The sequence below is a fragment of the Streptomyces sp. NBC_01017 genome (assembly GCF_045162795.1).
GTDB lineage: Bacteria > Actinomycetota > Actinomycetes > Streptomycetales > Streptomycetaceae > Streptomyces > Streptomyces machairae.
Genome location: NZ_CP108683.1, coordinates 8,816,438 through 8,841,527, shown reverse-complemented (window position 1 = coordinate 8,841,527; position 25,090 = coordinate 8,816,438). Strand labels below are relative to the sequence as shown.

The 25,090-nt window shown below is 68.8% G+C and carries 18 protein-coding genes and 2 pseudogenes; 12 read left to right on the top strand and 8 right to left on the bottom strand.

Going from position 1 to position 25,090, the window contains the following annotated elements:
- The first annotated feature begins 55 nt into the window (after nucleotides 1–55).
- Entirely contained in the window at nucleotides 56–4,948 is a 4,893-nt protein-coding gene (locus tag OG331_RS40580; RefSeq protein WP_406206277.1) for a DNA repair ATPase, read from the top strand.
- Between the two features lie 1,230 nt (nucleotides 4,949–6,178).
- Here OG331_RS40580 and OG331_RS40575 read toward each other — a convergent pair.
- Nucleotides 6,179–6,745 carry an SRPBCC family protein gene (locus OG331_RS40575; protein WP_406206275.1) on the bottom strand — a complete coding sequence of 189 codons (567 nt, stop codon included), beginning with the start codon at nucleotides 6,743–6,745 and terminating at the stop codon, nucleotides 6,179–6,181.
- Nucleotides 6,746–6,905: 160 nt separating this feature from the next.
- Between OG331_RS40575 and OG331_RS40570 the strand changes: the two genes are divergently transcribed.
- A complete protein-coding gene (locus OG331_RS40570; protein WP_406206272.1) occupies nucleotides 6,906–7,577 on the top strand; it encodes a CDP-alcohol phosphatidyltransferase family protein in 672 nt (223 codons plus the stop codon).
- 8 nt (nucleotides 7,578–7,585) lie between these two features.
- Here the strand turns inward: OG331_RS40570 and OG331_RS40565 are convergent, their stop codons facing one another.
- The 4 genes and pseudogenes from OG331_RS40565 to OG331_RS40550 form a co-directional block, all read right to left on the bottom strand.
- Nucleotides 7,586–7,888 carry a DUF427 domain-containing protein gene (locus OG331_RS40565; protein ID WP_406206269.1) on the bottom strand — a complete coding sequence of 101 codons (303 nt, stop codon included), beginning with the start codon at nucleotides 7,886–7,888 and terminating at the stop codon, nucleotides 7,586–7,588.
- A gap of 461 nt (nucleotides 7,889–8,349) precedes the next feature.
- Complete coding sequence (locus OG331_RS40560; RefSeq protein WP_406206266.1) at nucleotides 8,350–8,673, bottom strand: hypothetical protein; 324 nt, start codon at nucleotides 8,671–8,673, stop codon at nucleotides 8,350–8,352.
- A gap of 130 nt (nucleotides 8,674–8,803) precedes the next feature.
- Nucleotides 8,804–9,286, bottom strand: coding sequence for a hypothetical protein (locus tag OG331_RS40555; RefSeq protein WP_406206263.1), 483 nt, complete (start codon nucleotides 9,284–9,286; stop codon nucleotides 8,804–8,806).
- 44 nt (nucleotides 9,287–9,330) lie between these two features.
- A pseudogene (locus OG331_RS40550) lies at nucleotides 9,331–9,603 on the bottom strand (IS110 family transposase); the annotation flags it as partial.
- Nucleotides 9,604–10,395: 792 nt separating this feature from the next.
- Between OG331_RS40550 and OG331_RS40545 the strand changes: the two are divergent.
- On the top strand, nucleotides 10,396–14,067 hold the full coding sequence (locus OG331_RS40545) for an NB-ARC domain-containing protein (RefSeq protein WP_406206260.1): 3,672 nt from the start codon (nucleotides 10,396–10,398) through the stop codon (nucleotides 14,065–14,067).
- A 145-nt stretch (nucleotides 14,068–14,212) separates the two neighbouring features.
- Here the strand turns inward: OG331_RS40545 and OG331_RS40540 are convergent, their stop codons facing one another.
- Nucleotides 14,213–15,043 (bottom strand): HNH endonuclease, encoded by an 831-nt coding sequence (locus tag OG331_RS40540; RefSeq protein WP_406206257.1) that lies wholly within the window; start codon nucleotides 15,041–15,043, stop codon nucleotides 14,213–14,215.
- 109 nt (nucleotides 15,044–15,152) lie between these two features.
- Complete coding sequence (locus tag OG331_RS40535) at nucleotides 15,153–16,736, bottom strand: ATP-binding protein (protein WP_406206254.1); 1,584 nt, start codon at nucleotides 16,734–16,736, stop codon at nucleotides 15,153–15,155.
- A gap of 484 nt (nucleotides 16,737–17,220) precedes the next feature.
- Here OG331_RS40535 and OG331_RS40530 point away from each other — a divergent pair, with 484 nt between their 5' ends.
- From OG331_RS40530 to OG331_RS40515, 4 genes and pseudogenes are all read left to right on the top strand, one after another.
- On the top strand, nucleotides 17,221–17,388 hold the full coding sequence (locus tag OG331_RS40530) for a hypothetical protein (RefSeq protein ID WP_406210938.1): 168 nt from the start codon (nucleotides 17,221–17,223) through the stop codon (nucleotides 17,386–17,388).
- Between the two features lie 46 nt (nucleotides 17,389–17,434).
- Nucleotides 17,435–17,572 (top strand): annotated as a pseudogene (locus OG331_RS40525) (undecaprenyl-diphosphatase); the annotation flags it as partial.
- Nucleotides 17,573–17,585: 13 nt separating this feature from the next.
- The gene (locus OG331_RS40520) at nucleotides 17,586–18,104 is read left to right on the top strand and encodes a DUF1877 family protein (protein ID WP_406206252.1); all 519 of its coding nucleotides are present in this window, start codon (nucleotides 17,586–17,588) and stop codon (nucleotides 18,102–18,104) included.
- Nucleotides 18,105–18,238: 134 nt separating this feature from the next.
- A complete protein-coding gene (locus tag OG331_RS40515) occupies nucleotides 18,239–18,418 on the top strand; it encodes a hypothetical protein (protein ID WP_328883049.1) in 180 nt (59 codons plus the stop codon).
- A gap of 115 nt (nucleotides 18,419–18,533) precedes the next feature.
- Here the strand turns inward: OG331_RS40515 and OG331_RS40510 are convergent, their stop codons facing one another.
- Complete coding sequence (locus OG331_RS40510) at nucleotides 18,534–18,626, bottom strand: hypothetical protein (protein ID WP_406210629.1); 93 nt, start codon at nucleotides 18,624–18,626, stop codon at nucleotides 18,534–18,536.
- Nucleotides 18,627–18,973: 347 nt separating this feature from the next.
- Here OG331_RS40510 and OG331_RS40505 point away from each other — a divergent pair, with 347 nt between their 5' ends.
- The 5 genes from OG331_RS40505 (at nucleotide 18,974) to OG331_RS40485 (ending at nucleotide 25,062) form a co-directional block, all read left to right on the top strand.
- Nucleotides 18,974–19,339 carry a hypothetical protein gene (locus OG331_RS40505; RefSeq protein WP_406206249.1) on the top strand — a complete coding sequence of 122 codons (366 nt, stop codon included), beginning with the start codon at nucleotides 18,974–18,976 and terminating at the stop codon, nucleotides 19,337–19,339.
- Nucleotides 19,340–19,532: 193 nt separating this feature from the next.
- Nucleotides 19,533–21,302 (top strand): cation:proton antiporter, encoded by a 1,770-nt coding sequence (locus tag OG331_RS40500; protein ID WP_406206246.1) that lies wholly within the window; start codon nucleotides 19,533–19,535, stop codon nucleotides 21,300–21,302.
- A gap of 86 nt (nucleotides 21,303–21,388) precedes the next feature.
- Nucleotides 21,389–22,711: a DUF2254 domain-containing protein gene (locus tag OG331_RS40495; RefSeq protein WP_406206243.1), complete on the top strand. Its 1,323-nt coding sequence runs from the start codon at nucleotides 21,389–21,391 to the stop codon at nucleotides 22,709–22,711.
- 162 nt (nucleotides 22,712–22,873) lie between these two features.
- Nucleotides 22,874–24,238, top strand: coding sequence for a glutamate decarboxylase (locus OG331_RS40490; protein WP_406206240.1), 1,365 nt, complete (start codon nucleotides 22,874–22,876; stop codon nucleotides 24,236–24,238).
- A 338-nt stretch (nucleotides 24,239–24,576) separates the two neighbouring features.
- Nucleotides 24,577–25,062, top strand: coding sequence for a nuclear transport factor 2 family protein (locus tag OG331_RS40485; RefSeq protein WP_365054541.1), 486 nt, complete (start codon nucleotides 24,577–24,579; stop codon nucleotides 25,060–25,062).
- The last annotated feature ends 28 nt before the right edge of the window (nucleotides 25,063–25,090 follow it).

Below are 25,090 nucleotides of genomic sequence, written 5' to 3'. Positions count from 1 at the left end.
GCACAGGGGACGGCAGCTCCGGACCACGTCTTCTTCGACTTCCTGAGAGGACCCCATGACCACCGGTCTGGACACCGGCACGTACGAGGTGCTGCGCGACCGCCTCACCACACAGGCCGCCGAACTCGCCCGCCGCGCCGAGACGCTCAACGCCCGCCGCATCGAGGAGTTCGGTTCGCTGCGGCTGGAGCTGACGGGTACCGAGCGGCTGCGTACCGAGCACACCTGTCTGCCTCGCGACATCGTCTCCGTCGGCGACGTGCTGTTCTTCGGCTGCAACGCCGCCTCCGGATCGGAGCCGGAGACGACCGTGGCCGACGTCTTCGCCCTGTACGACCGCGACCTGAACCGGCTGCCCGACGACGCCGTGCCCGGTCTGCTCGACGACCCTGACTTCGTACGGGAGTTCACGGCACTCCACCGCTACTACCGCCAGGCCCGCCTCCTCCAGCTGCGCCGTGTGGACGGCAAGCTGCTCGCCGTCTTCCAGACGGGAGAGAAGGCGGACGACATCCGCGTCCTGCGCTGGGCTCTGTCCGACGACGGCCTGGTCAAGTTCCTCGACGCACGCGGTGAGCGCGACCACGTTCTCCCGGCCCCCCACGACGTCGACTGGCACGAGACGACCCGGGAGGACCACGTCCTCGGCCGGCACCCGCACGTGGCGGTAGCGGGCGAGGCCTACGTCGACACGCTCGGCGGCACACTCACCGTCAAGGTCGAGAACGACACCGAAACGGGCGAAGGCGTCTACAGCGAGCCGGTCCAGGAGCCGCTGCAGTCGCTAGCCGACGCGGATGTCGCGTACGCGCGCGTGGGCGCCCTGATCCTGCTGCGGATCCGCCCCTACAAGGAGGACGCCCACCGCTACCTGGCCGTCAACACGCTCACCAAGGCGGTCGTCCGCCTCGACGGCATCGGACAGGCTTGCCGCCGGCTGCCCGACGACCAGGGAATCGTCTTCCCCGGCGGCTACTGCCTGACCACAGGCGCGTACAAGACGTACGAACTCGACATGGACGGCCTGGAGTTCGAGCGCGAGGTGCGCTCGCCCAACGGCGAGGACGTGCTGTTCGCGTTCCACGCGCGCGGGGTGGGCCGCACTCTGCTGCTGCCGTACAACACCATCCGCAAGGAGGTCGCTACCCCGCTGTCCTGCCACGGCTGGGGACTCTTCGACGACGGCACTCTGATGGTGCTGCGCGGGGACACTGCGGGAATCAACGCCGAGCCGGGCCGTGTGCACCCGATCCAGCTGTGGCGCTCCCCGTACGTCTCCGATACCCATGCCGCTGCCCAGCCGACCGGCGACGGTCCTCTGGCCCGCGTCGGCAACGCCGACCTCGTCCGCGGCATCTCCGACTGCCTGTCCCTCACGCGCACCGTCGCCGAGACCACCCCGACGACCGAGGTGTACGAGGCGCTGGCTGCCGCCTGCGTCCGGGTGGCGGACTCTCACCACTGGCTCGGCGATGCCGGCGTCGGCGACCTGTGCACGCCGCTCACGCAGGTGCGGGCGACGGCCGAGCAGGTGCTGGCCGAGTTCGCGACCGTCCAGGCGCTCACCCGGCAGGCCGGCGACGCGCTCGGCGAGGCCGCCGCACGCGTCGCGGGCGTCGTACGCCGACTTCGTGGCGAGGCCCCGCGCGGTGCGGCCGCCTGGGTGGCTGGTCTGACCGAACTCCGGCAGGCGCAGGGACACCTGCTCACGCTCAAGGAGATGCGGTACGCGGACACCGCCCGCATCGACGAGCTGGCCACGGACACCGAGGCCGACCTCGCCACGTTCGGGCAGCGGGCCATTGCCCACCTGGCCCGCGAGGACGCCTTCGCCGACCACCACGCCGACATCGAACAGCTTGTGGCGGACGCCGAGTCGATCGCCACCGTCGCCGAGGCCGCGCCCGTCGCAGCCCGCCTCGACGAATTCGCCGGCGGTCTGAACACGGTGACCGAGGTCGTCGCCGGGGTCGACATCGGCGACGCCACCGTCCGTACGTCCATCCTGGAGCGGATCGCCGAGGTGCTCGGCGGCGTCAACCGCGCCCGCGCCACCCTCGAAGCCCGCCGCCGCGCGCTCCTCGACCAGGAGGGACGAGCCGAGTTCGCCGCCGAGTTCGCGCTGCTCGGCCAGGCGGTCACCGGTGCGCTCGCGGCAGCCGAACGCCCCGAGGCGTGCGACGAGCAACTCGCCCGCATGCTCGTGCAGGTGGAGAACCTGGAGTCCCGCTTCGCCGAGTTCGACGACTTCCTGGGCAACCTCGCCGACAAGCGCGACGAGGTCCACGAGGCGTTCTCCGCTCGCAAGCAGACCCTCGCCGACGCCCGCGCCCGCCGCGCCGAACGCCTCGCCGACTCGGCGACCCGAGTCCTGCAAACCGTGGCCCGTCGCGCGGCCACGCTCGCCGACGCGGACGCCGTCGCCACGTACTTCACCTCCGACCCGATGCCCGCCAAGGTCCGCCGCATCGCCGACGAACTGCGTGAACTCGGCGACCAGGTCAGGGCGGAGGAGCTGGACGGCCGCCTCAAGGCCGCCCGTCAGGAGGCCCTGCGCGTCCTGCGCGACCGCACCGACCTGTACGCCGACGACGGTCGCACCCTCCGCCTGGGCAGCCACCGCTTTGCCGTCAACACGCAGCCTCTTGACCTGACTTTGGTCCCGCACGGCGACGGCCTCGCCTTCGCCCTGACCGGCACCGACTACCGCTCCCCCGTCACCGACCCGGACTTCGCCGCCACGCGCCCCTACTGGGACCGGCCGCTGCCGTCCGAGTCGCCCGAGGTCTACCGGGCCGAACACCTCGCCGCCCGGCTGCTGGACGAACACGGCCCGGAGACCCTCGCGGAGGCGGACCTGCCCGCCCTCGTCCGGCAAGCTGCGGAGCAGGCGTACGACGAGGGCTACGAGCGCGGCGTCCACGACCACGACGCGGTCCTGATCCTCAAGGCACTCCTGCGCCTGCACGAGGGCGCAGGCCTGCTGCGTCACGGGCCCGCCGCCCGCGCCGCCGCTCAGTTGTTCTGGGTGCACGGCACCACGGCCGACGAACGCGGGAGCTGGGCCCGGCGCGCGGTGTCACTGGCCCGCGCGAGGGACACGTTCGGGCTGGCGCCCGCGATCACCGACCTTCAGGAGGAGTTGGCGCAGGCGATCACCGGGAAGGTCGCTGGTGCTGCCGCCACGTACCTCTTCGAAGAGCTGACCACCGGCCCCGACGGCTTCGTCATCAGCGCCGGTGCCCGCACACTGCTCGACAAGTTCCGCCGTACGGTGGGCACATCGGCCTACGACGACGACCTCACCGCCCTCGGAGACCTGGCCGCGCGTCAGCAGCTGGTTCAGGCGTGGCTGTCCTCGTACGCCGCGTCCACCGGCACGGACATCACCGCCGGTGACCTGGCCGAGGCGGTGGCCGCCGAACTCTGCCCGGACCTGCCCCGCTACGAATCCGACGCCCGGCTGACGGACACCGTCGAAGCCCTGCTCGGCACCCACCCACGCGTCCACGGCCGTACGCTCACGCTCCGCATCGACGACTTCCTCGCCCGCACCCGCTACTTCCGCACCCACGACGTGCCCGCCCACCACGCCTACCAGCGCCGCCGGACCGCTCTGCTGACCACCGAGCGGTCCCGTCTCCGCCTGGAGGAGTACCGCCCCCGGGTGATGTCCGCGTTCGTCCGCAGCCGCCTCATCGACGAGGTGTACCTCCCGCTGATCGGCGACAGCCTCGCCAAACAGCTCGGCACCACGGGCGACACGAAGCGCACCGACACCGGTGGCCTGCTCCTCCTCATCTCCCCGCCCGGCTACGGCAAAACGACGCTCATGGAGTACGTCGCCGACCGCCTCGGCCTGCTCCTGGTCAAGGTCAACGGACCCGCCCTCGGCCACGCCGTCACCTCGCTCGACCCGGCCGAGGCCCCGAACGCCACCGCCCGCCAAGAGATCGAGAAGATCAACTTCGCACTGGAAGCAGGCAACAACACGCTCCTCTACCTCGACGACATCCAGCACACCTCGCCCGAGCTGCTGCAGAAGTTCATCCCGCTGTGCGACGCCACCCGCCGCATCGAGGGCGTGCGGGACGGCGAACCGCGTACGTACGACCTGCGCGGCAAGCGGTTCGCGGTCTGCATGGCGGGCAACCCGTACACCGAGTCCGGCAGCCGCTTCCGCGTACCCGACATGCTCGCCAACCGCGCCGACGTGTGGAACCTCGGGGACGTCCTGACCGGCAAACAGGACGCCTTCGCGCTCAGCTTCATCGAGAACGCCCTCACCGCCAACCCCGTCCTCGCCCCGCTCGCCGGTCGCGACCGCGCCGACCTCCACCTGCTCATCCGCCTCGCCGAGGGCGACAACACGGCAGAGGCCGACCGGCTCACCCACCCGTACTCGCCCGCCGAGCTGGAGCGCATCCTTGCCGTCCTCCGCCACCTGCTGACGGCCCGCGAGACTGTCCTCGCCGTGAACGCCACGTACATGGCCTCCGCCGCGCAGACCGACGCCACGCGCACAGAGCCGCCCTTCCAACTCCAGGGCTCGTACCGCAACATGAACAAGATCGCCCAGCGCATCCAGCCGGTCATGAACGACGCCGAACTCGCCGCCGTCATCGACGACCACTACACGGCCGAGGCCCAGACTCTCACCACCGGCACCGAGGCCAACCTGCTGAAGCTGGCCGAGCTGCGCTCCACGCTGACCGGCGAACGGGCAGCGCGCTGGGCCGGGTTGAAGGCCGCCTACGTCCGCGCGCAGGCCCTCGGCGGCCCGGAGGACGACCAGCTCACCCGCGCGGTCGCCGCCCTCGGCCTGCTCGCCGACCGGATCGCCTCGGTCGAGTCGGCGATTAACCGAGCCGCCGACCCACGCACCTTGTTGGCCAACCCCGCGGCCCGGCACGCGTCCCGCCCGGTCTCCGCCCGCGGAGAGCCCTGAGATGCCACGCCACCACCCGGCGCAGCTGCCCCAACAGCTGCCCGCTCCCGCTACGGTCCGCCGTCGTGCCCGCTTTGCGGCGGCCACAACGGTTTCGCTGCTGATGCTTCCCCTCGCGGTCGGCGTCCTCACCGGGCAGAGGTCGCTGGGTACGGCATGCGGTCTGGCAGTCGGCCTGCTCGCCTTCGCGCTGTTCGGCACGCTGGCCGAGGAGCGTCCGCCGGCGCGCCATTCGACGGCCAGGATGACCGCAGTGCCACGGCCAGCGCGGTCGCGGCGGCCCCGGTCACCAGCCCGTACGCGGACAGGATGGCGGGCATGTGCCCGAACGAGGCGAGCTGGCCGATGGCCATCGCCGTATACACCGCGCCCAGCACGATCCTCAGCACCATGTTCCGAACGTAGGCCCCGGAGCAGGGCGAGAACTGTAAGCGCGCTCACCGAACCACCACCTCGCTCGCGGGACGATCAGCAGTACGAAGCGGTGTCTGACGCCGAAAAGCCGCACTCCCGCACAGTCGGGAGGTGCCAAGTGAACGGTCAGCAGCGCCCCAGCCCGGACCGGAGGCAGGCCCTCAAGGGCGCGGGGGTGATCGGGGCAGTCACCGTCCTGCTCGCCGGCGGAGGCATTCTCGGATGGCAGGCGATCCCGGATCGCCCCTCTGAGCCGGTGACGGCCCTGCAACTGGGCCAGGACCCCTCAGTGGAGGCGCTGGCCGACGCCGCGCTCCCCGGCGGGCGGGGCAAGGACGGAATCCCTCCATCGACAAGCCCGTCTTCATCGCGGCCCGTAACGCGTACTTCCTAGCGCGGCTCCGCCTCCTGATCTACGCCTACCCCACCTTCCACCGGGCCGTGGAGGACGCCCTCACCGACCTCGACCACGACTGACCGGCACAACACAAGCATGGCAACAACGGGCTGGCACCCACCCCCGCCAGGCCGCCTGGCCAGGGCAAATCCGGGGCGATCAGCCGTGCGGAGGCGGCAGCCAGCAGAACACGGCACGCCGCAGCGCCCTGACCAGCCAGTCGCGTACTCGATCGCGCAACCGCACCGGACCCGGGACAGTCGGGGATTCCGGCAGGACGCGTTTCATGGACATGCGCCCTTCAGCGCGTCCGATCCGTCGTGATGGCATGGCCCGCACCTCCATCCCTCATCTGCCGCACGAACACGGCAACCCCGCCGTTCCGCAGCCCCGCATCGGTCGGCACAAGGCCCTCGGGCTCACGGCAGGGCCGAGCGCCGCTCCGCCTCCTGCCTGACTGCCGCCAGAGACGCCGCGACGGTCGCCTCCCAGCGCGGAGCGACCATGCCGCCCCACCACTGACCCGCCCGCCACAAGTCCGTGGCGAGTTCCCCCTCGTACACCAGCCGGGTCCCCCGCCCCCACTCGCTGAGCGTGAACGACTCCTTGACGGCGGGCACGGGCCCTCGTACCAGGTGGAAGTCGACCCGCTCCGGGCGGGTGAACTTCACCGTCTCCACCGTCGTCGCCGTCAGCCGCCCACCCGCAACCGGGGTGTGGTGCGCTGCCAGCACCATGTCGGTGCCACGCTCCACCACCTGCACCTTCTCCCGCATGGCCCGCGTGGCCCGCCCGAGATAGGGCTGGGCGATCACCTCGAAGACGAGCTCGCGGGGCGCCGCGATGTCGACCGTCTGCGGCCCCAGTGGGCGCGTCCGACGGCCCACACCCACGTCCAGGGGCAGCGCCCCCGTCACCAGCCCCAGATACCCGGCTGCCGCACTGCCTGCGGCCCCCACGGCCACCAACCCGCCGACCCATGCCATGCGCTCGCCCCTTCGTGCTCGGCTTGTTTCTCTGTCTCGGTTCGAGGCTAGGTCGGCTGACCCTGTTGATCGGTGAGCGCGCTCACCTTCAACCAGCGGCTAGCCGCTTACCGTGGGCGCATCCGTCACTCCACGAAGGGACACGGGCGTGGAGTCCGCAGTGAAGTCCGTATCCGAGTTCGCCGACAGCCGCGCTGCCACCGACGCTCTCCTGGCCATCCTGCGGGAAGGTCACCTGTCGCCGCCTGCCGTCGCACGCTTTCTGGGCCGGGCTGCCCACAGATCGCTGCGGCAAGCGGCCAACCGCCCACGCGCCCTGGTCGAGCTCACCGTCCTGCACGGTCTGCTGCTCGTCCTTGCCGCGGGCAGGCGCCCGGGACGTCTCTGGGTGGCAACCAGCTGGGCCCTTGCCGCAGCGCACCTGGGCCTGCTGGAGCGGCGCGAGAGGCTCACCGCAGCCGACACGCTCACTCTGATCCGCGCCAACCTCCCGGCGCTGCCCTGCGGGGCGAGCCGCTGGTCCGGGCCGCTGGCGATCACCCTCGATCTCGCCGACGGCCCCTTGGCTCGCCGCCATGGCACCGCCTCGCCCTTCGGCGACTACGCCGACACCTTCGCCGACGCGGCCTACTGGACCTGGCTCGCCCTGCGCCACGAGCCCAGCCGCACTGTGCGGGCTGCCGCCGTCGCCGCCTGGGCGCTTCCCGTCGTCACCGTCACCGGGATCGCGCTGCGCCGCGGCGCCATGCCCGAGCGGCCCCGCCCCACGCTGCTGCGGCCGGCCGCTGCCATGCAGGGCATCGTCGCGCTGCGCCACCTCATCCGCCGCTGACCCCTCGCTTATCCGCTGCCGGCGCCCGACCGCGCCGACTCCTGCGTGCCCTCGACGGTGACGCCCTGCCAGAAGGCCACGTGATTCTTGATCTTCCGGGCCAGGGGGCTGGGCTTCGGGTAGTACCAGGCGGCATCCGGATTCGTCCGGCCTTCGACCTCAAGGGTGTAGTAGCGGGCCACTCCCTTCCAGAAGCACAGGGACCTGGTCCTGCTCGCTGTGACAGTCCCGGGGCTGCAACGCCGTAACCTCGCCCCACCGGAGACCGGGCTGATGACCTTCTGATCCGTAGCTCTATCTAGATCGGGCATTGACGGTCATACAGGCCGCTCGGAAGGGTCCGATGGGTACTACGGGCCATGGTCGGTTGCTGTGGTTGCTGTACTTCGCTGCTGTACCGCACAGGCGCCGGAGGCCTGTGACCTCTACCTGTTACTCTCTGCCTTCCTGATCCGGAGAAGGTGCACGGCTCCGGCAATCCAGCTTGCCAACAGCAGGCCAAATGCAGACTCAAGCATGGCGACCCAGCGGTCCCCATCCGTGATCAACTCGGCAACGTAAAGCCCCGCGTCAAGGCTCCCCAGCGCGAAGAGGCAGACCGAGGCACTACCAAGCGATCCTCGTGTCTTTCTGGTTCTTGCTCCCACTTGGACACTCTGCATGCCGCTCATGATGAGTGCGATCAGGTCGCATGGCTATAGCCCTACAGCTCTCATGACCATGGGACGATGCCATGGAAGGTTCAGGCGTCCAGCGCTGCCTCGAACCACCGTTACTTTGGACTGCGCCTGGCGCGCTTGTCGGCAAGGTCTGCGACCAAGAAAAGCAAGGCACCGGTGACTCCCACGGCGCCGCCTGCCACCGTCGCCGTCATGACTACGCCCTGAGAGGCGTCGGCGAGCCGGGGAAATCCGTTGATCAGCGCAGTGCTGTAGATAAGCAGCATCCCGACACCCCAAAGCCGTATGCCCTGCATGCTCGCTCGCTCGCCTACCAGCCTCGGTGCCCAACCAAAGAGCATGGCGACGGACAGCGGCAGCACGAGCACTGTAGAGACAGCGATTCCAGTCCAGTGGATCGCAGGGTTGCCGTTCATGTCCGCCCCCTCGCAATAGCCGTGGAGCCCTATTCATACAGGCCTCCTGGTGATCGGCTGCGCGGCACCCTACCGTGCGGGCGGTGGAGTCTTAATTAACTCTGTACAGGGCGAGGCAGATCCTTGGTGCTCAGCCCTCGCCTTCGTTGAGGCCGAACCCGTCCGAGACCTCCAGCAGCGCGTCGCGCCATGTTCCCTCCGGTTCCTTCATGGCCGCGTCGCGAAAGAGGTCTGCGAGTCGATGTCGATCCTCTGCACCGAGACGGTCAAAGAGGTATGCCGGGTACTCGAACCATCTGGACGCCGCGTCTGGTGAGGCTTCCTGGTCAGTGCTGGTGTCGACTGCTGCCACAAGATGTGCCATGGCCTCCGCCAGAGTGCTGAGCAGCGGATCCCCGTGGGAACGAGCGGGCCACCGGTACCGCTCGCGAACCGGCCCCGCGGTGAGATCGTCACGAGACACGTGATCGGGCAGACTCTCCCCGACTTCAACGAGGTCAAGGCACTCGTGAGGCAGGCTGGTCTTGGATCCGTTCGGAAGCCTCACCAGCGCCTTTCCGTGTCGGTCTTCCAAGAAGACAACAAGTGTTGATGCCAGATCACCAGGATTCATGGCGCGCACCGTACTCCGGGGTGCGGGAGCTCTTGGTGGCCGGGTCAAGCTGCCGTGGTGGTTGCCTCTGCCGGTGGGGTGGCGGTGAAGACGCGGTGGTCACGGAGCAGGGCCCATAAGACGTCGACGCGGCGGCGGGCTAGGGCGATGACGGCGGCGATGTGTTTGTGCCCCTCGGCTCGTTTCTTGAGGTAGTAGGTGCGGTTGGGGCCGTCGCGGATGATGCTGGTCTGGGCGGAGAGGTAGAAGACGCGGCGCAGGCGGCGGCTGTAGCGCTGAGGTCGGTGCAGGTTGCCGGTGCGGCGTCCGGAGTCCTTGGCCAATCTGGTCGACGTGATGCGAGGTCAAAGCTGCGGCTGACCTCGAACAAGGCAACCACCGGCAGGCGAGCGGTCAGTGTCCTGCATTCCTGGCGAGCCCTCTGGCACCAACCCGTACGGCTCTCTTCACGTCCCGGTCTAGCCAGCCCGCTCTCGCGCTCCACGCGGAAAGGACTGTTGAACCTACCTGCCTTGGCCCCGAGGAGCTCGTCAGGCCGTCGCCGCACCACGTCATCAGGGTAGCCGTCGGTGGGCCAGCGCCAGAAGGTAAAACGCATAGACAGTCACAGAGAGTTATCACGATTAGACCAGGCCCGCAGCACGAAACTCCCCGGTCGCACCCTCACCCCAGGGGGTTTCCAGGGAGTTCGAGTACGAATCCAGGGAGTTTTCAGGGAGTTTCAGCGCGGGACGGGCCGGGACGGGTAGAGCTTTCGATTCCGCACAACAGTGCAGGTCACAGCACTAACTCACGTATATCTCCGCAGGTCGGCAGGTCTTCCGCTGCCAGAAGACGCAGCAGCGCGTGCACCGTCGGCGTCCACAGCTGGACGGGCCGGTGGACCGTGACGCACGGCCCCCGCGGTCCGGCCCCCGGGCAGGCGCTGCTCATCGTCCCTGGGTCGGTGCTAGCGCAGCCGGCCGACTCACGCTGCCAAAAGCCCCGCCGGGGTGCCGGACCCCTTGTCTGCCGGTGGCGTTGCGCGCGCCGCGAACGGCAGGGGTGATTGTCACAGGCGGTCGCTAACCTCCTTTGAACTGGGCGGCGTTGGACGAAGGAGGGGTTCGATGGTGCGGATGGACGGCGGCCGGGTGGCAGCCCACGGATTTCAATACCAGTACCTACGCACGCTCGAAGCCATGTTGACCGCATCGGATCAGGAACGGGTCCACGGCTGCCGGATCGAGGGGCCTGCGGACACGACCTCGGTCTCGGCCATCGACGTGGTCGACTTCGACCTTGTCGACAAGGACGGCGACTGTCTGCTCGCCGCGCAGGTCAAGAGCGCTTCGCCGGGACGGCAGGTCAGCGCCCCGGACGCGTTCACGATCCTTGCCGAGCTGGTCTGCAAGGTCGAGGCCGAGCAGTACAAGCTGATCACGGCTGCGCTGCCCGACCGCAACTGCCGGGCCCTGGCCACGATCCTTGATGCGCCGCCCGCCGACCCCGGTGAGCTTAGGTCGCAGCTGGAGCATCTGCTGCAGCGGGCCTCCTCGGCCACGGCCCGCCTGACGGCCCTGTCCGAGCAGGACCTGGAACGCCTTACCCGCGCCCGGGTAGTAGTGGACGCCCGCGAGGTGGAGGGCATCCGCCAAGACCTGCACGAGCGGCTGCGAGAGCGGCGGGCCCGCCATCGTGCCGGTCTCGGCAGCCGCTCGGCGGGGCTGATCACGGGGCATCTGGTCGCCGAGATCATGCGCCGCGCGGCCGACCCCCGCCATGCGTACTGGACCATCGCGGACTTCACCGACGCCGCACTGGTGGAGGACGACGTGCTGGTGCGCGCGCTGGGACGCCAGGACTGGGGCAGTGTGTTCGGCCCGCTCGCCCCCGTCCCCGACATCCCCCGGCCCCGCGTGCTCTCCGAGATCGCCGAAGCCCTGACTTCGTCCGACCCGCGCGACCGGTCGGTCAACTTCTGTGTCCTGTCCGGGCTGTCGGGGATCGGTAAATCGAGCACGGCCGCCGCGTACGTCGCCGCGCACGCCGACCGCTACGACCTCGTCTTGTGGGCCAAGGCGGAGACAGAAGAGACCCTGACCGGATCCTTCAGGCGCATCTGGGGGCACCTGAACGGACACACGCACGACAGCCCGCCCTCAGCGAGCACCTCCTACCTGCGCGAGCAGGTCCATGAGCTGCTCGCGGCACTGCCCGGGCGCTGGCTGCTCGTCTTCGACGACGCCACCCCGGACGGCGTCGATGCGTGGATACCGCGGCTGTGCCGCGGCCATGTGCTGTTCACCTCGATCGACAGCGCCGGCTGGCACACCATGCCCCGCGTCGCCCTGTCCCGGATGAACCACGCCCAGGCCCTCGAACTCCTCACCCGCCGCCTTCGCCTGGACGAGAAGACAGCGGCCACCTGGCGCGAAGGCCTGGACGCTCTGGCCGAAGCGCTGGAGGGATGGCCCCTGGCCATCGAGCTGGCCTGCGGGTACATGCGCACCTGCCAGATCCCCGTCGAGCGTCTGGAACAATTCCATACCCTCCTGCTCGATCGGGCCCTGGCCGACAAGAGATCCAAACCCTCCGGCTATCCGCGGACCCTGGCCGCCACCGTCGAGCTGAGCCTGGAACGCCTGGCCCACAACACCGCCGACGACGGCGAGTTGCCGAACCAAGTCCGTGAAATCCTCGGATTCCTGTGCAACTTCGCCGCCCAGCGCATTCCGGTGCACCTGGCGATGGCCTGCGCGTTCATCCCGCCCGACATCGTGCCCGCGGGCAAGGAAGCCGTCGTCCTGGACGAAGCCACCGTCCCAGTACGGGAGATCATCCGGGCACTGATCCAGGTGTCCTTCCTCCGCTACGACGAGCCGCTCGCCTCCCGCTTCTCCGAGTTCGCCGGCAGCGACGACACGGTGTCGATGAACACGGTCCTGCAGCATCTGCTGCGCCAGCACCTCACCCGGGGCGCCCAGGTGGACACGGCGCTCTCCCGCAGCGCCTTCCACACCGCCCGCTGGCTCGGTGCGGCCCTCGACTTCGGCGACGGCGACGTGGCCTGGGAGATCGCCCCGCACGCGGCGGCCCTGGCGTGCCACGTCCAGGACAGCGAGGTCAAGGACAACCACACGGCGCTCCTGATCGGCAACCTCGCCGGATTCGAGTACATCCAAGGGCGAATGGACCAGGCGATGCGGCTGCTGCATCTGGAACTGGACTGGCTTCAGGACCTGGCCGACCCCAGCCAGTTGCTGATCGCGCAGACCCGCATCTCACTGGCCCAGATGTACGCGCACCATGACACGTCCGATCCGGTGGAGCAGGCCGTGAGTCTGCTGTCGCCGCTGGTGGAATACATCGAGCAGCTGCCCGGTGAACCGGACGGCGAGCCGGCCGCGGCGCTCCTGGCAACGCAAGCGCTCATCGTCCTGCGCAACCTTGCCAACACCCACCCCGACGATCCGCGTCTGCACCCCGCGCTCAAGGCGTTCACCACGCTAACCGACCACCTGCCGAAGACGGCGGCGGTGACCGAGCAGCTCGAGGCTGAGCAGGTCGCTCGCCTGTTCGGCGACGGCGATCTGCAGGGTGTCGAGCACATCGCCCGCAGTCAGCTTCCCCACTCCCATCACAGCCACGCGCGCTCCTTCCACGCTGCGGAGGTCACGCGCCACCTCATCGAGGCGCTCGTCTATCAGCGCCGCTGGCAGGAGGCCGAAGCGGAGTTCGAGAGGTTCCTCCCCTACACCGGGCCGCGGTCGCTGTATCGCTCCTCCGTCCAGGACTTCGTCCACAACGTCGGTCTCGCCTGCGCCTTGGTATGGATCGAGGCCACCGACGAGGGCGCCGCGGCGCTGCTGCACCGCGTGCTGACGGAGTGCGGCATCGAGCATCTCGATACCGCACTGCGCGAACACGAGCGGGCCCGGGTCACGCTCCTCAAGGCGGTTGACGTCGCTGCGCGTCAGGACGCGGATGCCTTCGTCGCTCTGATCGTCGAGCTACACGACAAGTCCTTCGATATCGACGGCATCGATGCGGCCGCGCCGTGGGAGCAGGTGTTCCAGGCCCTGCTGGAACGGGTGAAGGCCATAACCAGCAAGCAGATCCACGACCATGTGCACACGAGGGGCGAGGAGGTTTTCGACCTGGAGCGCATGCTTCCCGAGCAGAGCGCCTACCTCCGTCAGACCGCCGAGGCGGCGCTGGCCGATGTCCATTGCACCCTCAGCGGCCAGCCCCCGTTCCAGTCGGTCGGCATCATCCGCAATCCGCACACCGACGGCGACGGCACCGGCGGCGAGCGGGCCCCCAGGACGCCGATCGTGCTGATGGAGCCGCGTTACATGCTCACCGCCATGCCCATGACCGGGGCGCCCGCCATGGAGTACCAGGTCCACCGCATCAGCGGCGCAGGCTTTCGACGGGTCATCCCCGGGGCCATGTCCATCCCCGCCCTTCTTGAATGGCGGCTGTGCCAGCGCGGCAACCGCATGGAACTGCGCGACCAGGATGGGACCGTCTGGGCCCGCGCCCAGACCAGCCTGCCGCCCCGGTGGCACCAGGCGGCCGCCACCAGCAAACGCGTCCTGGTGCTCTACGGGTTCGGGTTCATGCTCCAGGAACCTGCCGAGCGGCGCCCCGCGTTCGCTTCGCCGCATGCCTTCGCGGAGCACTTCCACATCGCCGCGTCCTCCGGACTGCTGACTGCGGCGTTCGTGGCGTGGGACGGTGCCCGGCCCCCGAAGCGCACCCGCCGCCAGCAGGGCCGCAAGCCGCGCAAGCGATGACACGGGCCCCCTCACCTGCCGGTACGACTGAGGCACGCCCGATACGGGAAAGACCGTAGACACCGGCCGGGCCGCGTCAACGTCCTCACCGTCCGTACCCGTGTCTCACGTCGGTGCGGTGGGCGGGAAGTGCGTGGCGCGAAACTCAGCGAGGGTCTGCTCCACACCGGCGATGGTCAGACGCCAGAAGTCCCAGCCGTCGATCTTGTTGCTGCCGGTCGCGGCCCTGGCGGCGGTGGTCGGGTGCGCCAGGGGCGCCCAGGACTTTGATCTGGCCCTCGTGGTTCAGGACTGCCTGGTGCGCCTTCTTCTCGTGCCAGCCGGTGAGGGTGATGCCGACCTTCAGGTCGTCCGGGTCCAGATGTTCCAGCAGGTCTTGCAGGTCGACTCGGGAGCGTGTCGGGTCGATGGTGGGTGTGATGCCGGGCGTCGTTGTGGCCGGTGTGGGCGCGGCGGCGGGCCGGTCGCAGGCGCGCTGCAGGGCCAGGGCCATGGCGGCTGCCGAGCTGTATGGCGCCTTGGGCCCCACCTTGTCGTCGATCAGCTGCTGGATGGCGGGATCGTCCCCGTAGCGGGCGAGCACGCCGACCTCCCGCATGAGGCGGCTACGGAGCGGGACGAGGTGGGAGTCGTTGAGCGCGAGGATCCGTATGGTTTCGTCGGCGCGGCACAGGCCGCGTTTCGCTTCGGCCAGCGAGTAGGGGGTGTTGCTGCGCCGGGCGTAGCCGGCGCTGTCGAAGCCGAGCAGGTCGGGGTCGCTGTGGTGGGCTGGGTCCAGGAGCAGCGGCTGTTCGCGGTCCAGGTCGTCGGCTGATGCGCGGGCGCGGGTACCGCCTATGACCGGGAACTGGCTGCCCTTGGCGCGGCCTTCCCGGACACCGTTGTAGCGGGCTCCGCCGCTGTTGCAGTGTCTGCAGGCGATGCCGTAGTTCGACACGTCGCAGGCCAGCCACCAGTGACCCGGGTGGCCGGGCACGTCGCGTACTGGGGGAAGATCTCGGCTCCCGCACCGAACCCGTGCTGCTCCGGGAACACGGCCACGGGAGGAAGATCCGGGGGCGCTCCTGGCTGAGGTCTCCCGGCCGTCAGGCGCGCAGCAGGGTGACGGTGCGCCCGGACGGCGTGGTCTGCTGCGAGGAGGCAGTGCGCTCGTGGACCGGGGCTGCTTGCGGGCGGGTGTCGAAGACGACGAGGGTGCCCGTGGACAGCTCCATGCGGTCCAGGTAGTCGTCCAACTGTGCCAGACCCTCGGCGAGGGGGTCGGTGCGGCCCTGGCGCCACACCTTCAGCTCCAGCGCCTCGCGCTGCACCGCCCGCGAACCGTCGGCAGCGGTGTACGGCTGGCGAATCAGCAGGTCCACGCGCCGCCGGCCGACCCCGTACTCCCGGTCGATGAAACCCGCCCCGTTCACGATCCGGTGCAGGTAGGCCATCATCACCAGCTGTGCTGCGGCCTCCGGGTAGGTCGAGGCGGTGGCCAGGATCTCACCGTTCTCCCGCCAGAACTCGGCGAAGGAGCACAGCAGCTTGTCCATGTCGATCCGGCCGTCCGGCAGCCGGAAGCTGCTCGGGGCGGCGACGACCTGGCCCTCCGTGTTGTTTCCCAGGACCCGGACAATGACCTCCTGGTAGATCGGATTGGCCACCCGCACCGGCGCGTCCGGAGCGACCAGCCCCAGGTCGCGCACGTACGCCAGATCGTCGTCGTACGTGTCCGTCGGCAGGAGCAGCTCGCCCGCGATCACCGGCTGGATCACCCGCCGCACCCGGTCCTCGCCCAACCTGGCGGCCAGCGAGTCCAGATGCGTCGCACGCGCCAGGATCAGCCGCTCCTTCGCCTCCTCCATGTGCTCGGCCGTGATCGGCGTGGCCGACGGCACCCCCATCTCCTCGACGACCTCCCGGGCCAGCGCGTTGACCAGCCACGGCTGTCCCTGGGTAAAGCTGAAGGCACGCTCCAGCGCATCCACCGTGAAATCCTGGCCCGTCTGCGTGGTGTGCTGCCCGTACAGCTCGGCGACCTCGGCCTCGGTGAAGTCGCCCAACCGCAGCGACGCCACCTTGATGTTGAACGGACTCGATGTACCAAGGCGCCCCGGATCCCCGCCCGAGGCCGCCTTGTAGTCACGCACATCCCGCAGCCCGCACAGCACCACCGCATGCGGGAAGCCGCCACGGCTGACAGTGAAGCCATCGCGCAACTGGCGCAGCACACTGCGCAGGCTCTCCCCCCGCAGCGCGTCGATCTCGTCGAAGAACAGCACCAGCGGACGCGGACAGCTCCGCACCCACTCAGCCAGCCCCCGCGTGAGCCGGGACCCGGGCACCGCGTCGGGCCAGGAGGCGGGGGGCGCGAGCTCATCAGGAAGCCCAGCGGACTCCGCGGACCGCCGAATCGCCTCCAGCACCAGCAGCTCGGCCTGGCCGTAGTCCTCCCCGGCCACCTCCGCACTCTCGCACGAGAAGTGCAGCGCCGCGTACCGGCCCGAGGCCGTCAGTTCCAGGGCCATCGCCGCCAGCACCGTCGTCTTCCCGGTCTGCCGTGGCGCGTGCACCACGAAGTACTGGCCCTGCTCGATGTACCCGCGGGCCCTGGGCAGCCGCTCCTGGGCCGGCACCATGTAGTGACGCGTGGGGACGCACGGCCCGGCCGTATTGAAGTAGCGCATACCTCGCACGCTAGCCGACGGCACCGACAACCTGAGGCGACCGTGCACCCGACCACCGGCTACGCCGCCCCGTACGGGCACGAGTGCCAGAGCAGCGGTGCCCCGGTGCGGAGATCACCCGGCGGGCAGACGCAGAAACGCGGCCAGCGCCCGCTGGGGTGCGGTGACCGCTGGAGCGCCTCCGGCGACCGCCAGGGCATGCAGGTCACCGCCGCACAGCTCTTCGCGTGCCGATCAGCTCATCCGGGGCACCGCTGTCGTCCCAGTCGGCCTCATGCATCCTGCCCTTGCCGAAAATCTCATCCGGGCTGGTGAGCGACCGAGGCGCGCACTGCGGCCAGTGCCTTGTTGGACAGTTTGGCCGCGGGTCAGGGGCCGGTTCCCCGCGACCACGAACGCCGGAAAGCGGCTGTACCTGCTTCGTCACGGCGGCAAGGAGTGGCTGGATGAAGATCGACACAGTCGCATCACCGTGGAGACCCGCATGGGCCGCGAGGTCGCCGGCGTGGATGGTCTCTACTCGCACGTTGCCCTGGCCATGGAGCAGGAGATTGCCGATTCGCTGCAAAGCAGGTGGTTGCCGCCGTTCGTGGTCGGCGAGGGAGGGCACTGGAAAGGCGCCATCTCCCACTGCTCTACCATTCGATCTTGAAAAGTGGTGGAAACCAGCAGGTCAAAGCCGCTCAGGACACGTCGACATAGTTTCGTTCATGAAGTTCATCTCGACCAAGAGCTTCATGCCGTTCGTCTGGTACCGCATCGCACTCGGCATCGTCCTCATCGTCCTGGTGTCGGCGGGCGTCCTGAGCCCGCATGCGGCGGAGTCGGCGGGCTGACGAGACGCCGTCCATGGCGCTCACCCAGCAGTTCGCCCGCATCACCCCGGCCTACCTCGAACGTTGCCGCACCTCGGCACTCGACTCGCCGGGGGGAGCGCCCGGCTGGGATCCACTGCCGACCGATCTCCTCGACACGGACTGGGCGCTTTGGGGCCTCATCCGGTACTGCCGCGCGACGGGAACCGACGCGGACCTGATCGCACTGCTCGACCGGGCTGTCTCCGGGGACCCCGGCGGGGACATCGGCTTCCTCGACCACGACGAGTTGTACGACGGCATCGACGGCCCGCCCCGCCTCCTCGCCCCTGCCGCAGTCGCGGAGATTGCCCGCGCCCTCTACGCCGTCGACCTGGACGACCTCATGGCCGACCTGCCATCCCACCCCAAGGACGCGGCCGCCGCCTGCGGGTTCGGCCGTGAATTCGCCGGTGACGTACGGGACTACCTCATCGAGCACTTCACCGCGATGCGGGAGTTCTACGGCGGCGCAACGCGGCGCGGGCAGTGCATGGTCATGTGGACCGACTGAGCGTCCGACCTGCTGACCTCTAGTCAGTACGAACGCTCGCCTAAACGCCCGCCGTGAAATCCGTGACCAATCACATACGTTCTGCGTAGCCGTCCGGTAGCGCACGGTCAGTCCTTGCCCCTAGGCTTGGCCGCATGTCCCCCCATTCCTTAGGCCCTGGTTCCGTGCGGTCTGCTGCCGAGGTGAACGAGGAGATTCGCGCCCTGTGGCTGCGCGCCGGCGGCTCGTTGTCGGCCCAAGAGCGCGCGGAGTACGAGCTGTTGGTCGTCGAGTGGGCGGCCGCGATCCGCGGTGCGGTCATCGAGGCGGCTTGAAGCAGGTAGTCCGGGGCGAGGCCGGTTGACGCTCGGCCGCGTCCAGGCGGCCAGGTGCGCCATGATCTCCTCACCCAACGGACCGGATCCCACTGCACGCGCGCAGGCGCCACCCTCAACTGCCGCTTCCAGGCGTCCCGGTCGCCGTGCCGGGCAGGCATGTAGTGCGAGAGGCACGCTCCTTCGCGGCCCAGCCGCAGCGGTACATCATCCAGAGGAGCGACGGCTTGATCCACTCAAGGATTGTTCGCAACTCGAGCTTCCGCCGTTCATCGTGCGCCGCGGCAGTACGAGCTCGGTGCGCTGCCGGCGGGCGAGGATCGAAACAGCCGCGGGCGGTCACCCGGGCGGCGTTGTCTCCTGCTCGGCCCCGAGGCGCGCGAAGCGGGATCCGTTCGAACGAAACGAGCTCCTGCTGAACGCGCCGTCAATCCTCACCTCAGCGGCCCATCATCTGTTGCGGCGCCTCGGGCCTGTCAGTGAGGTGGAGGTATGCAGCCAGAGCCCTCTGCCGTGGAAGACCGCGCCAAGCCACCGCTTGAGCAATCACAGTGGGTGGCCTTCGCTGGGATCCTGCTCGGCCTGTTCGGCATCACCAACGGCTTCGTCGCCCTGCTGGACCACGGCTACCACGAAACGACCTACGAACACGGCCAACGCTTCCTCATTTTCGACTATGACGCCTGGGGCTGGATCTGGATCATCGTCGGCATGGTCCAGATCCTGGCGGGCGTCGGCGTGCTCGTCGGTTCGAGGGCGGCACGGCTCAGCGGCATCGTGCCGGCTTCGGCCTGCCTGGTGGGCCAGCTGATGTTCCTGTCCGCGTTCCCTTGGTGGTCGGTCGTCACCATGGCCCTGTCCGTGCTCGTCATCCTCGGGCTGGTCGCCGAACCTCGGCATGTCCCGGGCATGCCGGTCTGAGGCGGAGCCGATGTGCGGACCAGCCGGGAACGTCGGCTCCCTGCGCTCGACGTTCGGCGCCATGTGGAACCACTCACCGACGCCGACCTGCGCAAGGGCAACGACCTGGACGGGGACGGCCCGGCGGGGACCACTGACGCGCCGGCCCTTCGTTGAATCCCATGGCGCCAGGACCACGACGTAGGGAACCGCTGTGACCGACGACGACATCCTTCTCGGACTCGCCCTGACTGTGGTGCTCGCCACCGGCTCGCAGGTCCTGGCGAGCAAGCTGCGTGTCCCGGCCCTGATCATTCTGCTGCCCGTCGGCTTCGCCGCCGGCGCACTGACGGATGTCATTCATCCCGACAAGCTGATGGGGGAGAACTTCTCCCCTCTGGTGTCCCTGGCCGTCGCGGTGATCCTCTACGACGCGGGCCTGGGGCTCAACCTGCGCAACCTCACCGGTCGGACGCGGTGGATCGTGGGCCGGCTGCTGGTATTCGGCGTGCTGGTGACGTTTGTGGGCGTCGGCCTGCTGGCACCGGTGATGCTCGACATGCCGCTCAGAGTGGGCGCGATGCTCGGCATGATCCTCGTCGTTTCGGGGCCGACCGTCGTGGGTCCGCTGCTCGACTTCGTGAAGCCGAGCGACAAGGTGCGACGGATCCTCATCTGGGAAGGAACCCTGACCGACCCGATCGGCGGCATCCTCGGCGCACTCGTTTTCCACGCCATCGCCTCGACCCACCAGGTCGACATCGGCCGGGGTTATCAGCTCGGCCAGTTCGGCATCAGCCTCGTCGTCGGTCTGATCGGCGGGCTGGTGGGAGCCGCGGTGCTGTGGTGGACGCTCCGCACCCTGCGGCTCGGCGAGACCCTGGGCACACTGGCGCAACTGGCCACCGTGATCGGCGTGTCGGCCGGCTGTGACATCGTCCGGGACGACACGGGACTCATCGCCGCGATCGTCACCGGGCTCGCCGTCACCAACATCCGCGGTTTCGACATGCCCGCTCGCCGGCCCTTCTTCGAGACCCTGGTGCAGCTGATCATCGGACTGCTGTTCGTCTCCATCTCGTCCACCGTCACCCCGTCCTCCCTGGTGCCCGTACTCCTTCCCGCCCTCGCTCTCATCGCGATCCTCGTCCTGGTGGTACGTCCCCTGGTCGCCTTCGCCGCGACCGCGCGTTCCGGACTGACCCGGGGGGAGCGGGCTTTCATCGGATGGATGGCGCCACGCGGCATCGTCGCGGCCGCCACGGCGTCGGCCTTTTCCGCCAGTCTCGTCGCCCGAGGAGTGGACGGGGCCGCCAAGATCCTTCCGGTCACCTTCCTGGTGATCGTGGCAACCGTCCTGTTGTACGCCCTGACCGCTGCCCCCGTGGCCCGACGGCTGGGCGTCGTGAAGCCGTCCGGCACGCGCATCCTCCTGGTGGGCGGCGAGCCGTGGGTGGTGGACATGGGACGGGCCTTGCGATCGGCCGGACTCGACGTGCTGATGTGGGCTGGGCTCGACGACGAACGGAACAGGATCAAGGATGCGGGCATCCAGCTGGCCAGGGGCGATCTGCTGGCCACGGCCACCAACCCCGGTGCGCGCCTGGAGGGCGTGACGGCCGTGTTCCTGGCCACCGATGACGACGACTTCAACGCCCTCGCCTCGGTCATGATGCAGGGCAACGTCGAGGGCCCTGTGTACCAGGTCGGCCCACCGCACGAAAGCCACGGGGTCGTCGCTCCCTACACCGGCGGCGCCATCCTCTTCGGCGGTTCGCTCGTCCGGCACGTCCTGGCGGCGCGCTACGAGGCAGGAGCCCGCTTTCTGGTTCAGCCCGCCTCCGCTCCACGGCCTCCCGACCACGACACACTGTTCGTGGTACGGGCCAACCACCGGCTGGAGCCGGTCACCGAGAACCAGCCGATCGCGCCGCTGGAGGGCGACAGCGTCGTACTGCTCGGCACCGTCCCTCACCCGCAGTAGCGGCAACCACCTCTCGGGCTACGTCCCGCTCCGGCGGCCGGCGAGACGGTGTCGTGCCGCTGCGTGAGTTCGCTCATTGCCTTACCGTGAGCAAGGACCAGGGAAAGGGTACGGGCGTGCGCACCATGATGTCCTGGGCCTCGAGATTCCGGCTGCGGCAGTACGCAAAATCCAGCTTGTGGATTGTTCCGCTGTGCGGAATCGCATTGGGTGTCATTCTTGCCGAATGCGCCGTCGCCGCGGACGGGGCGGACTGGCCGCCGAGCGGATGGCGTTACTCCGCGACCACCGCGAGTGGCGTGCTCAGCGCCATTGTCGGGGCGATGGTGGCACTGCTGGGTTTTGTCGTGACGATCGGTGTTCTCGTCATTCAGCAGGCAACCGGAGCGTTGTCCCCGAGGTATATGCGCCTGTGGTACAGAGACCGCCTCCAGAAGACCGTTCTGGCCACCTTCACGGGTACTTTCGCGTTCGCCTTCTCCCTGCTGCGCAGTATCGAGTCGAATTCGGTGCCCGACCTCGGGGTCACCCTCGCGGGCGCGGCCGTTGCCGTCAGTCTCGTGCTCCTGCTCGTCTATCTCAATCGCTTCACGCACAACCTCAGGCCGGTGGCCATCGCCGATCTCGTGGGACGCATGGGAGAGAGCGTCTTTGCCCGTGGGCTTACAGAAGTTCGTCGTTCCGCGCCGCACGGTGGCGAGTCCGTTGCGTCGCGCGGCACGGTGACGCTCGTCCGCTCTCCACGCGGCGGGGCCATTCAGGCATTCAACACCGCTGGGCTGGTGGCTGCTGCGGCGCGCCACGACTGCACTTTCGTCGTGCCCTGCCTCATCGGGGATTACGTACCCCCCGGAGGCATCCTCGTCGAGGTTCACGGCGGTACGTCCGCGGCCGATCCCCAGCGCCTGACCGGCCTCATCGCGCTGGGTGCCGAACGAACCATCGATCAGGATCCCGCTTTCGCCATGCGGGTTCTGGTGGACATCGCCATCCGCGCGCTTTCCCCGGCAGTCAACGATCCCACGACAGCCGTGCAAGTGCTCAACCACATCGAGTCGTTCCTCAGCATGGTCGGCAGTACGCCGCTGCCCGGCCGCTACGTGATGGCGGACGACCATGGCCGGCCGCGCCTGGTGTTGCAGGGACGCGACTGGGAGGATTTCCTGCAGCTCGCAGTCTCGGAGATCCGCGACTACGGGGCAACCTCCGTACAGGTCTGCCGCCGGTTGCGCGCCCTGCTCGAGGACCTCCTCGACGCCCTGCCTCCGGCACAACGCCCCGCGGTGCAAGCAGAGTTGGATCTGCTGCGCCAGTCGGTGGAGCGAAGCTTCACGGACCCGGCCTCCCGAGCCGTCGCACAGCGGCCCGACCGTCAGGGAATCGGCGGACGGGCCAGGTCTCGCCGGTAGAGAATCGTCGGTCGGGGACATACGACGCCGTTCACGACCAGAATTGGACGCTTTCCCGCAGCCTATTCAGCCGGCCGCGGTCTCGTTCATGATTGGCACGTCGCTGTTCCGCCTCGGCGTGTCCCTCGCCGAGGCAGTCTCCGGCACTGTTTGAATCGTCATATGACCAAGCGCGACGACGCGGCCCTGTTCGGCAACCGATTCTTGACCGAGCCCGCCCCCTCGGAGAAATTCCCCGAGGAAGGCATGGCCGCGACGGACGCAATGAGGCTGCTGGATGTGGACCTCGCCATGGAGGGTGACCCGCAGCGCAACCTCGCCACATTTGTGACCACTTGGATGGAGCCAGAGGCGCAACGGATCATCGCCGAGAATCTCCATCGCAATTTCATCGACCACGCGGAATACCCGATTTCCGCCGAGATCGAGCAGCGTTGCGTGCGCATGCTTGCCGATCTCTTCCATGCTCCGGGCAGAACAACCGGATGCCGGACCCAGGGTTCGTCCGAGGCGATCATGCTCGGGGCGCTGTCGCTGAAGTGGAAGTGGCGGCAGCGCCGCCAGGCCGCCAATCTGCCGGTCGACCGCCCCAACCTGGTCTTCGGCGGGGACGTCCACGTGGTGTGGGAGAAGTTCTGCCGCTACTTCGACGTCGAGCCGCGGATCGTGCCGCTCGCCGAGGGCAAATACACGATCGGCCCGGAGGACGTGGAGCCCCACCTCGACGAGAACACGATCGGCGTCGTCGCCGTCCTCGGCACCACGTTCACCGGCCACAAGGACGACGTCGTCGGGATCGACAAGCTCCTGCGGGACGTCCGCAAGGAGCGGGACCTCGACATCCCGATCCATGTGGACGGTGCCAGCGGTGCGTTCGTGTGGCCGTTCCTGTACCCGGACTCGAAATGGGACTTTCGGCTCGAGCAGGTGCGCTCGATCAACGTCTCGGGACACAAGTACGGCCTGGTCTATCCCGGGATCGGCTGGCTGGTCTTTCGCGAGGAATCCGACCTGGCCGAGCACCTCGTGTTCTACGAGAACTATTTGGGCAAGACCGACTCGACATTCACGCTGAACTTCTCCACCGGCGCTTCGATGGTGCTCGCGCAGTATTACAACTTCGTCCGGCTCGGTCGCCAGGGCTACACCTACGTCATGAGGACGATGCAGGAGAACGCTCGTACGTTGGCGGACAACCTGCGTGGCAGCGGCCGTTTCGAAGTGATCGGGAGTGACCTCGAGCAGCTGCCGTTGGTCGCTTTCCGTCTTGCCGGCGAGCACGGCTACGACGAGTCCGATGTCGCATGGCAACTCTCGGCCGAGCGAGGCTGGATGGTGCCGGCGTACACGCTCCCGCCCAACGCTGAGCGGGTGAAGATCATGCGTGCTCTGGTCAAGGAGACTCTCAGCCGTGAGCAGATCGATCGCCTGACCCAGGACATCGTCGACGCGTGTCGCACTCTGGACGACAAGGGTGCGGCCCACGGGAACGAGCGGGCCCAGGTCAAACGCGGCACCGGCTACTGAGCACCTCCGGCGCATCGGTACGTCCGCGGACGCCTGGCCTCGTCGGGGGTGTCGTACAGTCGCACTTCGCCCGACGCGCGCGTCTGCCCCGTTGTTGTCCACGCACCTGGACTTCGTCGACTACGAGCCCGAGACGACCGGCCACCTCTCGGCAGATGCTCTCCTGACGCCACGCCACGCCAGTCCGGTCGTCGTCCACATGAGAGACACAGGCACGGCAGTGGACAGCAGCCGGCTCCCCCGTGCAGTCGGACCGGTCGCCCCGAGCGCACCCACATCCACCGAATATCGCTGCACGCCCCCTTGGCTCCGTGCACCTCATGCCCAACACTGAGCCGATGACGCAGCGTGTGGAGCTCGCCACCCTGAGGGACCGGCTGGCAGTCGACGGAATGGTCACCGAGTACGCCGTGGCCGTGGACGACGGGGACTGGGAGGCGTACCGGAGTCTGTTCACCCCGGACGGACGCGCGGACTACCGGTCGGCCGGCGGGATCGAGGGGGACGCCGGGAGCGTCGCGACGTGGCTCGCGGAGAGCATGCAGCTCTTCTCGATGCGTCAGCACCTGATCGTCAACCGCAGGGTGCGCTTCGGGATCCTGGAACAGGACATCGGCGACACGGCCGGGGTGCAGGCCGACTACGTCAATCCGATGCGGTTCGCCGAGAACGGCGCAGGCTCCGCCGCCCCCGACTTCGTGTGCGGGGGCCGCTACGCCTTCGGGCTGCTGCGCACGGACGACGGCTGGCGGCTGCGTGAGGTGGTCGTGCAGGAGAAGTGGCGCCGTCTGCCCGACCGGACCGCACCGGCCGTAGCCACCTGACGTGATCGCCGGGCGTGGTCACCGGGCG

What these genes read in the sequence shown, in the direction of transcription:
- OG331_RS40580 (WP_406206277.1), top strand. Translation starts at nt 56, where the DNA reads ATGACCACCGGTCTGGACACCGGCACGTACGAGGTGCTGCGCGACCGC.
- OG331_RS40575 (WP_406206275.1), bottom strand. Translation starts at nt 6,745, where the DNA reads ATGGCATGGGTCGGCGGGTTGGTGGCCGTGGGGGCCGCAGGCAGTGCG.
- OG331_RS40565 (WP_406206269.1), bottom strand. Translation starts at nt 7,888, where the DNA reads ATGCCCGATCTAGATAGAGCTACGGATCAGAAGGTCATCAGCCCGGTC.
- OG331_RS40560 (WP_406206266.1), bottom strand. Translation starts at nt 8,673, where the DNA reads ATGAACGGCAACCCTGCGATCCACTGGACTGGAATCGCTGTCTCTACA.
- OG331_RS40555 (WP_406206263.1), bottom strand. Translation starts at nt 9,286, where the DNA reads ATGAATCCTGGTGATCTGGCATCAACACTTGTTGTCTTCTTGGAAGAC.
- OG331_RS40545 (WP_406206260.1), top strand. Translation starts at nt 10,396, where the DNA reads ATGGTGCGGATGGACGGCGGCCGGGTGGCAGCCCACGGATTTCAATAC.
- OG331_RS40535 (WP_406206254.1), bottom strand. Translation starts at nt 16,736, where the DNA reads ATGCGCTACTTCAATACGGCCGGGCCGTGCGTCCCCACGCGTCACTAC.
- OG331_RS40530 (WP_406210938.1), top strand. Translation starts at nt 17,221, where the DNA reads ATGGGCCGCGAGGTCGCCGGCGTGGATGGTCTCTACTCGCACGTTGCC.
- OG331_RS40520 (WP_406206252.1), top strand. Translation starts at nt 17,586, where the DNA reads ATGGCGCTCACCCAGCAGTTCGCCCGCATCACCCCGGCCTACCTCGAA.
- OG331_RS40515 (WP_328883049.1), top strand. Translation starts at nt 18,239, where the DNA reads ATGTCCCCCCATTCCTTAGGCCCTGGTTCCGTGCGGTCTGCTGCCGAG.
- OG331_RS40510 (WP_406210629.1), bottom strand. Translation starts at nt 18,626, where the DNA reads ATGTACCGCTGCGGCTGGGCCGCGAAGGAGCGTGCCTCTCGCACTACA.
- OG331_RS40490 (WP_406206240.1), top strand. Translation starts at nt 22,874, where the DNA reads ATGACCAAGCGCGACGACGCGGCCCTGTTCGGCAACCGATTCTTGACC.
- OG331_RS40485 (WP_365054541.1), top strand. Translation starts at nt 24,577, where the DNA reads ATGACGCAGCGTGTGGAGCTCGCCACCCTGAGGGACCGGCTGGCAGTC.